The sequence below is a fragment of the Staphylococcus sp. GDY8P119P genome (assembly GCF_017892075.1).
Lineage (GTDB): Bacteria > Bacillota > Bacilli > Staphylococcales > Staphylococcaceae > Staphylococcus > Staphylococcus ureilyticus.
In genome coordinates this window covers 120,405-134,987 of the sequence record NZ_JAESKJ010000006.1, presented here as the reverse complement: position 1 = coordinate 134,987, position 14,583 = coordinate 120,405, and the positions used below count along the sequence as shown (strand labels likewise).

The 14,583-nt window shown below is 31.6% G+C and carries 16 protein-coding genes; all 16 read right to left on the bottom strand.

Annotated elements, in window-relative coordinates:
• Window positions 1-711, bottom strand: coding sequence for a hypothetical protein (locus tag KA830_RS04690; protein WP_046207299.1), 711 nt, complete (start codon window positions 709-711; stop codon window positions 1-3).
• Between the two features lie 139 nt (window positions 712-850).
• Window positions 851-1,357, bottom strand: coding sequence for an SA0570 family protein (locus KA830_RS04685; RefSeq protein WP_046207298.1), 507 nt, complete (start codon window positions 1,355-1,357; stop codon window positions 851-853).
• 150 nt (window positions 1,358-1,507) lie between these two features.
• Window positions 1,508-2,305: an alpha/beta fold hydrolase gene (locus tag KA830_RS04680; RefSeq protein WP_204180496.1), complete on the bottom strand. Its 798-nt coding sequence runs from the start codon at window positions 2,303-2,305 to the stop codon at window positions 1,508-1,510.
• Window positions 2,306-2,308: 3 nt separating this feature from the next.
• Window positions 2,309-3,007: an HAD family hydrolase gene (locus KA830_RS04675; protein ID WP_046207296.1), complete on the bottom strand. Its 699-nt coding sequence runs from the start codon at window positions 3,005-3,007 to the stop codon at window positions 2,309-2,311.
• Between the two features lie 102 nt (window positions 3,008-3,109).
• Window positions 3,110-4,060, bottom strand: coding sequence for a FecCD family ABC transporter permease (locus tag KA830_RS04670; RefSeq protein ID WP_070038959.1), 951 nt, complete (start codon window positions 4,058-4,060; stop codon window positions 3,110-3,112).
• A gap of 228 nt (window positions 4,061-4,288) precedes the next feature.
• Window positions 4,289-5,170 carry an ABC transporter substrate-binding protein gene (locus KA830_RS04665; protein WP_204180497.1) on the bottom strand — a complete coding sequence of 294 codons (882 nt, stop codon included), beginning with the start codon at window positions 5,168-5,170 and terminating at the stop codon, window positions 4,289-4,291.
• A gap of 76 nt (window positions 5,171-5,246) precedes the next feature.
• Window positions 5,247-5,882: an endonuclease III domain-containing protein gene (locus KA830_RS04660; protein WP_204180498.1), complete on the bottom strand. Its 636-nt coding sequence runs from the start codon at window positions 5,880-5,882 to the stop codon at window positions 5,247-5,249.
• 153 nt (window positions 5,883-6,035) lie between these two features.
• Window positions 6,036-7,703: an arginine--tRNA ligase gene (gene argS, locus KA830_RS04655; protein ID WP_070657576.1), complete on the bottom strand. Its 1,668-nt coding sequence runs from the start codon at window positions 7,701-7,703 to the stop codon at window positions 6,036-6,038.
• Window positions 7,704-8,156, bottom strand: coding sequence for a YwiB family protein (locus KA830_RS04650; protein WP_481906233.1), 453 nt, complete (start codon window positions 8,154-8,156; stop codon window positions 7,704-7,706). It lies immediately after the preceding gene.
• Between the two features lie 263 nt (window positions 8,157-8,419).
• The gene (locus KA830_RS04645; RefSeq protein WP_204180500.1) at window positions 8,420-8,932 is read right to left on the bottom strand and encodes a YwhD family protein; all 513 of its coding nucleotides are present in this window, start codon (window positions 8,930-8,932) and stop codon (window positions 8,420-8,422) included.
• A gap of 126 nt (window positions 8,933-9,058) precedes the next feature.
• Window positions 9,059-10,375 (bottom strand): HD domain-containing protein, encoded by a 1,317-nt coding sequence (locus tag KA830_RS04640; protein ID WP_174894800.1) that lies wholly within the window; start codon window positions 10,373-10,375, stop codon window positions 9,059-9,061.
• A gap of 17 nt (window positions 10,376-10,392) precedes the next feature.
• Window positions 10,393-10,872 (bottom strand): GNAT family N-acetyltransferase, encoded by a 480-nt coding sequence (locus KA830_RS04635; RefSeq protein ID WP_064209583.1) that lies wholly within the window; start codon window positions 10,870-10,872, stop codon window positions 10,393-10,395.
• A gap of 131 nt (window positions 10,873-11,003) precedes the next feature.
• Window positions 11,004-11,543, bottom strand: coding sequence for a flavodoxin family protein (locus KA830_RS04630; RefSeq protein WP_070038947.1), 540 nt, complete (start codon window positions 11,541-11,543; stop codon window positions 11,004-11,006).
• Between the two features lie 295 nt (window positions 11,544-11,838).
• Window positions 11,839-12,774, bottom strand: coding sequence for an aldo/keto reductase (locus KA830_RS04625; protein ID WP_046207286.1), 936 nt, complete (start codon window positions 12,772-12,774; stop codon window positions 11,839-11,841).
• A gap of 237 nt (window positions 12,775-13,011) precedes the next feature.
• Entirely contained in the window at window positions 13,012-13,164 is a 153-nt protein-coding gene (locus KA830_RS04620) for a hypothetical protein (protein ID WP_210134086.1), read from the bottom strand.
• 309 nt (window positions 13,165-13,473) lie between these two features.
• Window positions 13,474-14,454 carry a ketoacyl-ACP synthase III gene (locus KA830_RS04615; RefSeq protein ID WP_070038945.1) on the bottom strand — a complete coding sequence of 327 codons (981 nt, stop codon included), beginning with the start codon at window positions 14,452-14,454 and terminating at the stop codon, window positions 13,474-13,476.
• Window positions 14,455-14,583 lie beyond the last annotated feature (129 nt).

Here is a 14,583-nt window from a genome sequence, read left to right as displayed (position 1 = left end):
TTAATTTCTGGAAGATATTCTAATTGTGTAATAAATGATAACAATTAATAACAATACCCAAATGACAATAGACGCAATTTGTGTAATCACAGGATTACTAATCATCGCATCTATTGTTTTTTGACAAAACAACAACCCAATACCAGTAAACTCTAATCTTTTAAAATAGATGCCAGAAATACTAAATATGATACCTACAAAAAAGATAAATTGATGTGCATATAATGATACAGCGACAATGCCTAAATTAAACCCAAAAGCGTGTGCAAATACTAAGATAAGCGCTGCTGCTGCAACACTCAGCCCTATCACTCTTTCAAATTTATTACTATAGAGATAATTTTTCCAATCAATTCTCAAATAAATGAAGATTGAAATCGGTAAAATAATTAAACAATAAAAAATTGATAATCCAGTCGCTGCTTGGAACGGTACATACTGTTTATCATATAGATAGGATAATAAAATAAAATTGATAATAAAAAATACAATTGGGTTTAATTGTAAAGTAAATAAATTGCGTTGAATCGTTAAAATTATTTCAGCTGGTGATTTCTTTCTGTATTCGATATAATCCAAATCTTGTGCTTCTGATTTCTTTAACTCTTTTTTTAATTTTCCTTTAATATCATCGATAAGATTGGGAGAAAGACCTTTATGAGTGAAATAATCATTGATATTTTCTATTAATACTTTGTCATTAACTCTCATGATAGGCTCCTTTTTGTTAAATAAGTGCTTTATTCATTAATAAAATTAGACTTTCGCTTATTGTAACAATAAAATAACCGACAAGTATATAGCTTTAAACTTGTCGGTTTTGATTCATTTTAATAATTACAAGTGAAGATTATTTACTAATATCAATGCGATAAAGTTTAATATTTTTATCATTAGGTGATGGCGAACTAAATTGATAAGATACTTGATTATCTTGAACATATCCAAAGTTGCCTGTTACTTTATTATAATGTTCACGTGCAACTGCTTGGTTGCTTACAGCATTTTTCACTTCTTTATATGATGGTCCATTTGTATCGTTGTAACTCATTGATACACGTGTGATTTTACCATTATTTTTCTTACCATCTGCAGTTACCACTAGCACACCATTATCTTTTTTAAATTCATAATAATGTTCTGTACCATCAGGTTTATATGAATAAATTGGTTTTTTATTATTTTTTAATACTGATTGAATAGAACTTCCTAATTTCGCACCTTCTAATGATCGATCTCCATGTTGCAATTCATTAACACTTTGGATAGAGTTCCCTGATGCTGCTTCAACATTTCCTGCCGAAATACCAGAAAATGCCAAACCTGTAACTAAAACTGCTGCACATAATTTTTTCATAAGCACTCTCTCCTTTATATTTAACTTACCTTCATTGTGCTTATTCACATTGTACTATAAATATTACTAAAATAACAGTAATGTTACAAAAAGATTACAAAACAGTGTATTGCTGTAATCTTTTCTAGACATCTATCAAAGCTGAATAATTTAAGGTGCTAATTGAAGATGTTGTTCTATAAACTTTCTTACTTCATTGATAAATTTATCTTTTTCTTCTACGAATGGATATAATCCTGATTCTTCAAAAATTTCAAATTGGGTATTTCCGATATAATCCGCAACTTCTTTTGCTTCGAATACTGTAGTTCTTTCTCCATGCTGTCCAACAATAATTAATGTAGGTAAATCTAAAGCTTTTAAATAATGCATGACATTATTGTCAATAAATGATTGTTTTACCGCTTCTATTTCTGCTTTCGTAGACATGTTGTTCGTATTTTCAATTTGCTTTAAGAATTTTTTAGCTTTTCTTTTGGAATAATATAATTGTTTATCAAGGAATTTTTGTTGTGTCTCATCATCCCAATTTCTAATTTTATCTGAATACTTTCTATATAATCGCTCTTCAGGCGTGATGTCATTCAATAGTGTAGGATTCACCATCGTTAATGATGACACTAATTCTGGGTATTGTGTAGCAAATAATGCGGCAATAGAACCACCTAATTCGTGAGCTATGATAGAGCATTCATTAATATATAAATAATCTAATAATTCCTTAATATCTTTCGCATATGTTCTAAAATTGATGTCATTCGGTTTGTCAGAATAGCCATGTCCTCTTAGATCAATGAGCACTACCTGATATGCTTTATTAAATTTAGTTTCTAAATCATTAAATACTGAAAAGTTATCAAAAGCAGTATGAATCATGACTATTGCTTTACCTTCACCACTCGTCTTGTAATTTAAAGCAACACCATCACTTGTTGTAAATAGGTTCATCATTTATCTCCCTTTCTTATTAATTGATAAAATGGAAAGTAATTCTTCCGTAGTTTTAATCGTAAAATCTACTTCTTCTGGTAAAGGTGTTAGATCATTTTCATTATCTTCATTAAACCAAACACTAATCATACCCATGGCCCTTGCAGGTGCTACATCATTGAGTGGATCATCACCAACATATATTGTTTCTTCAGGTTTGGTACCTAATTGCGACAACATATCTTCAAAAATTTTAGGATGGGGCTTGCGGTAACCTACAGTTTCAGATGTAGATAAATAATTGATACTATCTTCGATACCTAAAGCGTGCAGACGAAATTGTTTGATTTTTGACTTACCATTTGCAATCACACCAGTCAAATAACCATTCTCTGTTAATTTTTCTAAAGTATACTGTGTATCATAATATGGAAATACATATCTGTAAAAATGCATTTCAAAATCACTAAACAAATCTTTCCAAGTTAGTCGATCTACATGAAAATCTTTAATGAGCGCCTTATATAATTCAGGTTTATCGTGATCTTCATCATCATCTAGTGCTATAAATTTACGTTTGAAGTCTTCCAATTGTATGCGTACAAAATAGTCATGAAACCTTTCAAACTGCTCTTCTATAAATTTTTCTCGAGATTTCTTTCTGTCTAATAATGTCCCTTCTAAATCAAATACAATCGCTTTTACCTGAGTTAAATCCATAATCATAACCTCTTCAATCTTAGGTTTACCTTTTACTTAACCTTAATTAATAAATATCATTATATCGTATAAACCATCTCGAGACGATAGTAATCCTTAAGTTTATTCTATGCTCCGTGGTTGAGTGATCATGATGTAAAATAGTACTGGTATGCCTAATAATGCTAAAATAATACTAGCAGGAATTTCAAATGGGCTTAACAATATACTTCCTAACCAATCCGACATTACCATCACTATACCACCTATAAACATATTTAGTACCATTTGTTGTCCAAGATTGAACTGCTGACCCTGGCGTCGTACAAGCTGTGGAATAATCATGCCTATAAAACCAATGATGCCTACATATGCGACAATTACTGCAGTAATCAATGAAGCAATTAATAACACGCAATATGTTAATGATTGTACATTTAAACCTAAAGATGTTCCTTTCAAATGGCCTAGCTGTAATATCTTAATTTTTGGTATTAAACTACATAATACAATAATACCGATGAATAACGTAATACCTATATATATTACCTCGTTATACTCTGCAGATGAGAAACCGCCAAACATATAATTCACAATATTATTCATCTTCTGTTGATTAAAAATAATCAATACATAAAGAAATGCATTAAACAATGCACCTATCATAATACCGGATAAGATGAGTGTCCTTATCGGATAGCCTTTAGACATAGCAGTAGTAAGTGAGATCACTGTAATTAATGTGATAACACTAAAAATAACAGAAAAAACTGGTAACCATAAAAACGATAACCCTAATACTACAGCTATACCAGAACCAAAAGTTGCCCCACTTGCTAAACCTAATGTAAAGCTGTCGGCTAATGGGTTATTTAATAGCGTCTGAAACATATGACCTGCTAATGTTAAACCAATACCTGCTAATAATGCTTGAAGTGTTCTAGGCACTCTAACTTGAAATAATATAGATTGTGACAATGCTTCATTAATATTACCGATATTCCAAAGCATGCTTAGTAGCATACTGATAATGAGTAGGACGATACAAATAATAAGTGCTTTATTATATTTCATGTCTTTGCCACGCTTTCAATAAAATCGTTCAGTTATATTGAATGATAAAAATATCTATTGTTCGTTATTAAAATGGTATATATTTTTATGCTAAAAGTAAATATCACATGATAAGAAATTCATAAAGAAAACGTCAATTCTATATCATTTCTATAGCAATTGACGTTTATTTGTTAGCGAAAGCTATTTAGTTCCTAGGCTAATCTATCTTTGTGTTTTAGTAAATTACTATTCATAAATAGATTCTTTCAATTTTTTCAATCCATCATCTATACGTGGACCTGGTCTTGATATTTCATCACCATTAACAGCTTTAACTTTATTGTGCTGTACCGCTTTAATTTGATTAAAACCACCACGTTTGTTAATCATTTTTTGATATTCAGATGATGAAATACCCATTGTTGATATCATCAAATCTGGATTTTGCTTAATAATATCTTCTTTACTCACCTTCTGCCAACCTTTTAAATTAGAAAAACTGTTTTCTGCTTTTAATTGTGTCAGCATATCATCAAAAAATGTTTCTTTACCTGCAGTGTATATTTCTGGTTCAGATGAAATTTCCATGAAAACTTTTTGCCCTTTTACATCATTAGGCACTGATTTTTTTACGTTTTCGATATTTTGTTTTGTTTCTTTAACGAGTTTTTTGGCTGCTTTTTCTTTATGCGTTACCTTACCAATTTGCATAAATGATTCATACATTTCATCAATAGATTGTGCATCTTTCACATAAACAACTTTCACACCACTATCTTTTAATCCTTTAAGTACTTTATCATTCGTCGCTTTTTGAGATTCATGTGCCAATATTAAATCTGGTTTGGCTTTCATCAATGATTCTTTATTAAGTTTCATCGCATCAAATTGTTTCTTATCTTTTACTTCTTTAGGATAATCATCTACAGTTGATACGCCTATCACATCGTCACCCAAACCGAGTTCATATAAAATTTCCGTATTACTAGGCATTAGAGAAATAATACGTTTATAAGTGTGACCCTCAGATTGCCCTTCATCATGCTTTTGGTCTGACTTCGTACCACAAGCAGTTAAGACTACTATAAAAACAAGTAACAAACATAATAATTTATTCCATTTCTTCATACCTTAATCTCCTAATAGTTATTTTATTCTATATTACCAAACTCTCATCTCAATCGTTAAGTCTATTTTATGAAATTTAATTTTCAAAATAAGGATCTAAAAATGTATACTTGTTTTCATTTTTTTCATTAAAGTAATTTTTCCCAAAATTATCTAATAACGCATGAAATTCATTAGCATCTGCATTAGTAAATGTTTCAGGAAGTTCAATATGTCGCTTCAATTTCTCATAACTTTCTGTGTTGGTATAGCCTAGTTTTTTAAAAATTCTTCTAGTATAACTATCTGGAATAAAAACAACTTCTTCAAAAACATAAACTAAACACACATCTGCCGTTTCACTACCAATACCTTTGATTTCTAATAAAGCATTACGCAATTGAAGTTGATAATATGATCTTACAGCTTGATAATCAAAATCAAAACGTTTCAACCAGGCAAGTATATTCAAAATCGTTTTAGCTTTATTTTTATAAAATCCGCTTGATTTTATAAGCATTTGCAAAGATTCCAAATTCAAATTTAGCATCTGCTCTGGATCAAATTCAGTCTTAACCTTTAATTGTTCAAGCGCATAAGCAGCATTTCTCCAATTGGTATTTTGTACTAAAATCGCTCCTAATATCACTTCGATTTTAGACTCAGCAGGCCACCAATGTTGTGACCCCATATGTGAAGATAATAATTTATATAGCGACTGAATATCTAACATGTTAGCATTACCCTCCCAGTGATCACGATGAAGTAACCAATATCAAAAAAGAGCAAGTAAGGTTTGGTGATAGTACTGACGGAAATGCATCAAACTATGATTAACAAACCTAAACTTGCTCTTAAATAAAGGACTACTTTAATTACATAATAATTACATTGACTCTGGCGCTGTTACGCCAACAAGGTTTAATGCATTATGTAATGTAATTCTCACTGCATCAATTAATGCAATCAACGCTTTTGTTTTTTCTAAATCATCTGTTAAAACTTTTTCATCATTGTAAAACTTATGGAAATGTGCTGCCAAATCTTGAATATAGTTTGTAATTCTATGTGGTGCTCTGTGCGTTGCGGCACTTTCAATCGTTGGTTCAAATTCAGCAATTTTTTTCATAAGCTCAGTCGCTTTATCGTTTGTGATAAACGAATAGTCTGCGTCAGTTGAAGGTTCAATACCTTTTTCTTTAGCTTGTTTTAAAATTGAACAAATACGTGCATGTGCATATTGTGCATAATATACCGGATTATCTTGTGATTCTTGCTTTGCTAATTCCATATCAAAATCAAAATGCGTATCAGGACTGCGCATCGTTAAGAAATATCTCGCGGCATCCACGCCTACTTCATCCATAATTTCACGTAAAGTAATTGCATTTCCAGTACGTTTACTCATTTTCACTTCTTGACCGTCCTGCATTAAGCGGACCATTTGCATAATTTGAATTTCAAGACGCTCGCTATCAACACCAAATGTTTCCATTGATGCTTTCAAACGCTGTATATAGCCATGGTGATCTGCACCAAATAAATTTATTAATATATCGTTACCACGTTCAATTTTATCAAAATGGTATGCAATATCTGGTAAAAAGTAAGTATAATTACCATCTTTTTTAATCAATACACGATCTTTGTCATCCGAGAAATCGGTTGTACGTAACCATGTTGCACCATCTTCTTCATAAGTGTAACCAAGTTCAGTCATTTTATTAAGTACTTGTTTGATTTCACCAGATTCATAAAGCGTTGTTTCGCTAAACCAATTATCATAATGTGTATTAAAATCAGCTAAGTCTTTTCTTAGTTTTTGCATTTCGTAATCGACGCCAAGTTGTCTGAATGTTTTAATACGTGCTTCTTCGTCTAAATCCTTTATTTCCGGTTGTTTCTCTGCCAAATCTTTACCAATATTGATGATATCTTTTCCGTGATAGCCACCTTCTGGCATTTCAAAAGAATCATCACCAAGCGCTTCAAAATAACGTGCTTCTATTGAACGAGCTAAATTGGTAATTTGATTACCAGCATCATTAATATAATATTCTCTTGTGACATTATAACCAGCCGCTTCTAATATATTGGCCAACGTATCGCCAACTGCGGCATTACGGGCATGACCTATATGTAAATCACCTGTAGGATTAGCCGATACATATTCTAATAAAATATTTTCACCATTTTTAACTTTTTTATGACCAAATTGATCACCATTATTGATTGCTTCAGTAATAATCGCAGTCAAATAAGCACTATCTAAATAAAAATTGATAAAACCAGGTCCTGCGATATCAACTTTTTCAACTTGTGCAGCCGTTGTATCCAAATTTTCAACAATTGCTGTTGCGATTTCGCGTGGATTACGTTTCGCTATTTTTGTTAAGACCATTGCTATATTTGTTGAATAGTCACCATTTTTATTATCTTTTGGTATTTCGATTTTAATTTCAGGTATTTCATTCACGTCGGCAAGTTGTGCTTGTTGAATACTTTTCTTAATTTCTTCAACCAACTTTTGTTTGACTTGTTCGATTATGTTCATTTACGGCATCTCCTTGTAAGTAATTTCATATTGATAAGATCCCATCTTCTCTTCATCTTGAATTAAATCATAATGCACTTTCAATTTTCCACCATTATCATTTACAAAATGTAAAATAGAATGTGTATAAACGGTCAATGGTATGCGACCGCCACTAATTTCATACAAAGTAATCGTTTCCTCACCTTCTACAAAATGAAGGTTTAACTTAATATCACCATTGCGGATAATCTTTACTCCTGAACTTTCAATTTTAACTGTCACATTAACGATTGCTCCGTCTATCTCTTCTTGATAACGAATAAAATCGGCTTTACGTTTTTGCCAAGATCCTGTAGTAGACAATGAGAATTTTTCCTTATTATCGAATTGTTTAACCACTTGTTTCGTTTGGATTGCAACATTGTTCTCCAATGTAAGTTTCACCCTAATCTTTAAAATAATACAAACCATTATAGCATACTTGAAATATGCAAAACAGTTGCTAAATTAATTTAAATTCAATAATCTCCATTTTCAAAGTTCGTTTACAACACCTTCACAATATTCAAAAATCACACATAAAAAAAGTAGAAAAAACAAAATCAAAATCTGATTTCGTATTTCTACTCTTTTCAAATGACGCAAATATCTCAATGCATACGTTACATGCATTTAAATACCGATGTTCTTATGTTCTTCGTTTAATATCGTTGAACTCTTAAAAACCAATGATATTAAACTGTTTCTAAAGCTTCATGCAATGAAGCATCAGAGTTATTCCACATATCTATATCATGCGATTTAAGAAACGATGCTAATATTTTTTTATTTTGGTCACCTATTTGATCGATTTCAATATTATGTTTCATTGATTTATCCATCATATTTACATGTTCAGGCATACTTTTGTAACCTCTACGAATACTTCTATTTACTAATAAATAGCATGCTGTTAGTCCGGCATAGTAAGGTCCATTTTCACCACGTTCTGTTGTAACCCAACACAACCAATATTCTTTCGCCTCTTCACCTTCAACGGTCGCCTTATCTTTAATCCATTTGACACCTTTTTCAACACTAGAACGCGCATGCATGCCTGCAATATCAATAAATGCCTCTTCGTTTGCAACATCGATAAACACTGGTGCTACGTTATCTAAACTTATAGAACCAATATTGGTACCTTTGTGACCATCCAACGGATCATTTTTAATAATATTGAATTTAAATCCCTTATTTTCAGCCATCAGCTTCCACCTCCATTATTAAAACAAGTAGCGCTGCAATTGTTAAATTACAATCCTACATAAGTTGTCTATATTAAAATTTTGCCATATTTAACAAAGTGATAAAAGTCATCAATTTTTAAGTGCTTAATTTAATTCATCTAATATACTATTAATAGCATTTCTAACTTGGTCATCTTCTATATCAGAAATAAATTCTTTTGGATAATATAATTTATAATCTTGTCTGTTAATGCCAGTTATACTATGAATAACTAAGGATTGACTACTAATTTCTCTTATTTTACCATTACGTCTCAACAAATGAATCGGCTGTCTGTCTGATCCTGGACGGTCATAATCATAAGGTAAATCAGAAAAGGATTCACTTACAAAGTAATAATTCGGATCTATACCTGCCTGTATAAACAAATCTGTTAATTCTGTAATTGTAATAATAGAACCATCAAATGGCATATATTTAAACAAATCCCGATTAATAAATCTACGAGACAAATCACTTAATATAGCGTCATCTTCATTAATCCATGCTTTTAAGTAATAAACTACAACCGCTTCATCTAAATCTACATACTGTTCAATCGTCATAGATTCTTCAAAGAACGGTATAAAATCGGCAGGATATTTTTTAAAAGTGTACCCTTCATTATAAAGTTGCTTTGCTCGTTTCAAACAATTATTAAGCAACACTTCTCCACCTCGACTAACTGGATGGAAGTAAACTTGCCAATACATTTGGTAACGGCTCATAATGAAGTTTTCTACTGCATGCATACCGCTTTCTTTAATAAGTACTTCATCTTTTGAAGGTCTCATCAATCTCAAAATACGTTCCATATCAAATTGCCCATACGTAACACCCGTAAAATATGCATCACGTTGCAAGTAATCCATTCTATCAGCATCTATTTGTGAAGAAATCATAGAGATGACCAATTTATTTTCATGTGTTTTATTAATAACATCAGCTACTTGCTGTGGAAAATCTTCAGAAACACGTCGTAATACACGATTTACTTCTGTCGGGCCAGTAATAATTTTTTGCGTAAATTGTTCATGATCTGTATTAAAAATCTTCTCGAAGCTATGTGAAAATGGTCCATGACCTAAGTCGTGTAATAATGCGGCACATAGTGCAAGTGGACGATCATCATTATTCCATGCTTCACGACCGTCAAACGAATCATCAATTAATCTTCGAACAATCTCATATACACCTAATGAATGTCCAAATCTACTGTGTTCAGCGGTATGAAATGATAAGTATAATGTACCCAATTGCTTTATACGACGTAAACGTTGAAATTCTTTCGTTTTAATCAAATCCCAAATCACTTGGTCTCTTACATGAATATATCTATGAATGGGGTCTTTAAATACTTTTTCTTCAGGTAACTTTTGTGTAGCATAAGTTGTAAAAGTCAATGTCGTCCTCCTATTCATACCTTGTTAATGTGCATCTATGATAAAGTTTTACGCATCAATGCTAAATCCATTTCTTCCCCATACATCACGTGCATATACGAGCGCACACGCTCAAACCCTTTTTGTTCATAAAAAGCTACCGCTTCATCATTCTTATTATCCACTTCTAAAAATACTTCATCATATTCGTTTTGGAAATATGCCAAGCCTTCTTTCAGTAAATCAGAACCATATCCATGATGTTGCCACGAAGGTCTCACGTAATGGGCTGATAAGAATAATTCAGTGCCATATATAAAGTTAGCAAAACCAATGATTTGATCATCTTCTTCGATGACTAAAAATAATTGTTCTTCTAACCTTTTAAGTAAATGTTGTTCATTATATGAAGCAGCCAATAATTCATTTACAGTTTTAGCTGCATAGATATTTAAATAAGTATTATACCAAGCTTTTGTTGCTACATCTCTGATGCCTACAACATCTTCTGGCGCTGCTTTCCTAACTTTGTGCATGTTGGTTCCCCCTATTTATAGTAGGTAATAATACTCATATTATAACATAATTTTAGTGTTCAAAATACTTAATCTATTCATATGAAAATAGCTTGGACAATAGATAACATTGCCCAAACTATCTCTAAATATTACTTATTTAATGTATCTTGCCATTCTCGTGCGCGGTTTAATGCATACGAATCTTTATCAATATCTCCTGGTTTTTCAGCAGTTCCAATAATATAACCAGATAGCGTAGCACCTAAAAACTCTAAGCTATACTTGATTTGAGTGATACATGGCTTCGCTTTTACTTTTGGAAAATCTCCGCCGACAATAATGAGTCTAAAATCTTTTTCAGCCATTTTTGCCTTAAAATCCTTATAATTAGGATCCATTAAAGTTTCAGACCAATGATCAATGAATGCTTTCAAAGAGGCTGATATACTATACCAATACACGGGTGATGCAAAAACAATTGTATCACTGGCTAACACTTGATCTATCATTTTTTTATAATCATCTTCATAAGTATCAATCGTTGTCCCATCATGTCTCACATCTCTCACTGGATTCAATTGGTACTGAGTTAAATCAAACCATTTGTAGTCATGTCCTGATAAGGCCATTTTAGTCAATCGAGCAGTGTTTCCCTCCGGACGACTGCCCCCGAACAAAACTGTAATCATAATAATCTCCTTTTCATATATTAAAATATTTCATTAGAGATATCTTAATAATTTTACACAAAACTTCATAAATATAACATGCGTTTACAATAGTATATTATAGCATTAAATGATTTGTAGGAAAATTTATATATTTCAACTAAAATTTAAAAACTTTATAAAATGGGCATAGGATAGAAACTTAATTTTCTTTTAAAAATTTCGTCATCTCAACCTGGAAATAATAACTAGAATGAATAAAAGTACACAGTGATGCCTGAGCTAAAACTTATACATAAGTCCACTCACTTATTTATTATTTTCTAGGAAATAGTTGATTTATTTTTTCAATCTCTTCTTGAGTTAAATTAACCTCTAAAGTTGTTAAATTGTCCACGACTTGATGTGGTTGCTTTGCGCCTGGAATCACGACATCCAATGAAGGTTGAGTTAAATAGAACGCAAGCACAATATGTGCAACATCTACATTATGATTATCTGCAATACCTCTCAACTCATCAATTTTCTCTAAATTTTCTTTGAATTTTTCACCTTGGAATTCTGGATTCTTAGCACGAATATCATCAAATTTTGTATTTTCAGTGTATTTGCCAGCTAAAAGACCTGATACTAAAGGAAAATATGGAATAAATGTAATTTGATTTTCTTTTGTATATTCAAACACATCTTCATTTTCGCGATTTAGTAAATTGTATTCCATTTGCACAACATCAACATAGCCGTCTTTATTCGCTTCTTTTAGTTGATCTAATGTAAAATTAGAAACTCCTATCGCTTTAATCTTACCTTCATCTTTTAAATCTTTTAATGCAGCAACTGCTTGATCTTTAGGCGTAGTATCATCTGGAAAATGAATATAATACAAATCAATATAATCTACTTGAAGACGTTTTAAGCTTTTTTCTACTTGATCTTTAAGAAATGCTGGATCATTAGACATTTTCACATTACCATCTTCATCAAAATAATGCGCACCCTTTGTGGCAATTGCAAACTCGTCTCTAGCAAATTCTTTAACCGCTTCTCCTACTAATTCTTCCGAACGTTCTGGACCATAAATATAGGCTGTATCTAACAATGTAATACCATTTCTAACAGCAGTGCGAACCGTTTCTTTACCTTTTTCTTCGTCTAAATCATTATAAAAATTATGTCCACCAACAGCATTTGTACCTAAAGCAATCGGTGATACCGTTACATTTGATTTTCCTAATTGAACTTTTTCCGTCAAAACAATCCAACTCCTTATATATTAATTTTGATATATTTATAGAATCTCTGGCTCAAATTGTTTTTGTATCCCTTCATTACGAAAGTTACTTTGACAATACCATCAACAAACGCATGAACTGCTGAATACTATATAATATATCTCTACCCTTTTTCACTCAGTTTAATAATATGTTATACATATCGTATTTATGCACATAACAAAAATTACTTAACTTCATTAGTAATCATCGCTATTTTAAATATCTTGTCTCTCTAAAAAAGTATTGCCATGTAATTCAATTGTTTCAACTATTGCTAGCACAATTTGTTCGGAACACATATGATTTAACACGTAATGTTGAGACATAACAATATTAAGTTGCTGAATAACTTTTCTACTACTACTCAAAATTTAGCATGTTTTTGATGAGACCTTGAAGTAAAATGCTTAAAAATTACTTTTCAAAAATTTAGACATAATGACATAATGGGACGTAGGACAGAATTCTAATTTTATTAAAATTATTTCGTCATCCACCTTTGCAAAGATGACTTGATTTGAAAAACATAAAATGATTTACCTAAGTTCAATCATCTACCTACAATATAAATGCACTGGGACAAATCAATTACAGAGATATACACATAAAAAAGTAGGATGCAATGCGTGTTACACCCTACTTACAAATCATTTTTATTTAATTATTGTAATATATTTTTAAAGTGTCCATTTAATTAATGTAGACGCATATGACAAGCCGCCACCAAACCCAACTAATAGCATGAGGTCACCTTTTTTAAGTTGATGCGCTTGGACAGCTAAGTCAATCGATAATGGAATCGTAGCCGATGACGTATTACCATAATATTTAAGACTCATTAGCGCTTTATCTTTAGAGAGGTTAGCCTTTTCACATATTGATTCTATCATTCTGGCATTAGCACTATGTGGCGCAAACCAGTCTATGTCCTCTTTTTTATAATTCGTGTTACGTAACGTATTGTCAATAATATTCGGAACATTGCCGACAGCCCATTTATATACGCCACGACCATTTTGAACAATATAACCAGGATTTTGTAAATCTTCGCCAAACATAGTATGAGAAAGTTCTGAACAATATAAATGATGTCCTTTATCACCGTCTGAGCCAGAACTACTAGATATAAAGCTCGTTTCATCTTCACTATATTCTACTAAAAACACACCTGCTCCATCACCAAACAAAATACATGTATTACGGTCTGTGTAATCTGTAATTCGTGATAGTGTTTCCGCGCCAATAACTAGCACTTTTTTATTTTGACCAGATGTAATCAGACCATTAGCTATATTCAAACCATAGGCAAAACCTGCACAAGCTGCATTAATATCAATGGCCCCTGCATTTTTCAATCCAAGTTTCGCTTGCACATAAGATGCGACACTTGGGGTTTTATAATCTGGAGTCAATGTAGCATTGATAATCATATCAACATCATTTAATTCCACTTGATATTTCTCTTGCAAATCCAGCACTGCTTTATAACTGATATCACTCGTATATTCATCTTCAGCTACAATTCTTCTTTCAACAATCCCAGTTCTTTGTTGGATCCATTCATCAGAAGTATCAACAATCTTCTCGAAATCATGGTTATCCATTCTTTTTTCCGGTACATAAGCACCTTGTGCAGTAATTTTAGCAAATGAATTCATATCATAACTCCTTTTATCAATCTATAACTTTAAAATTTCAAATTCTTATTATTTATCATACGCTTCATACTAATGAATGATAACACAATCAATGCAACACCTATAACATAAATAATAATTCCTAACTAT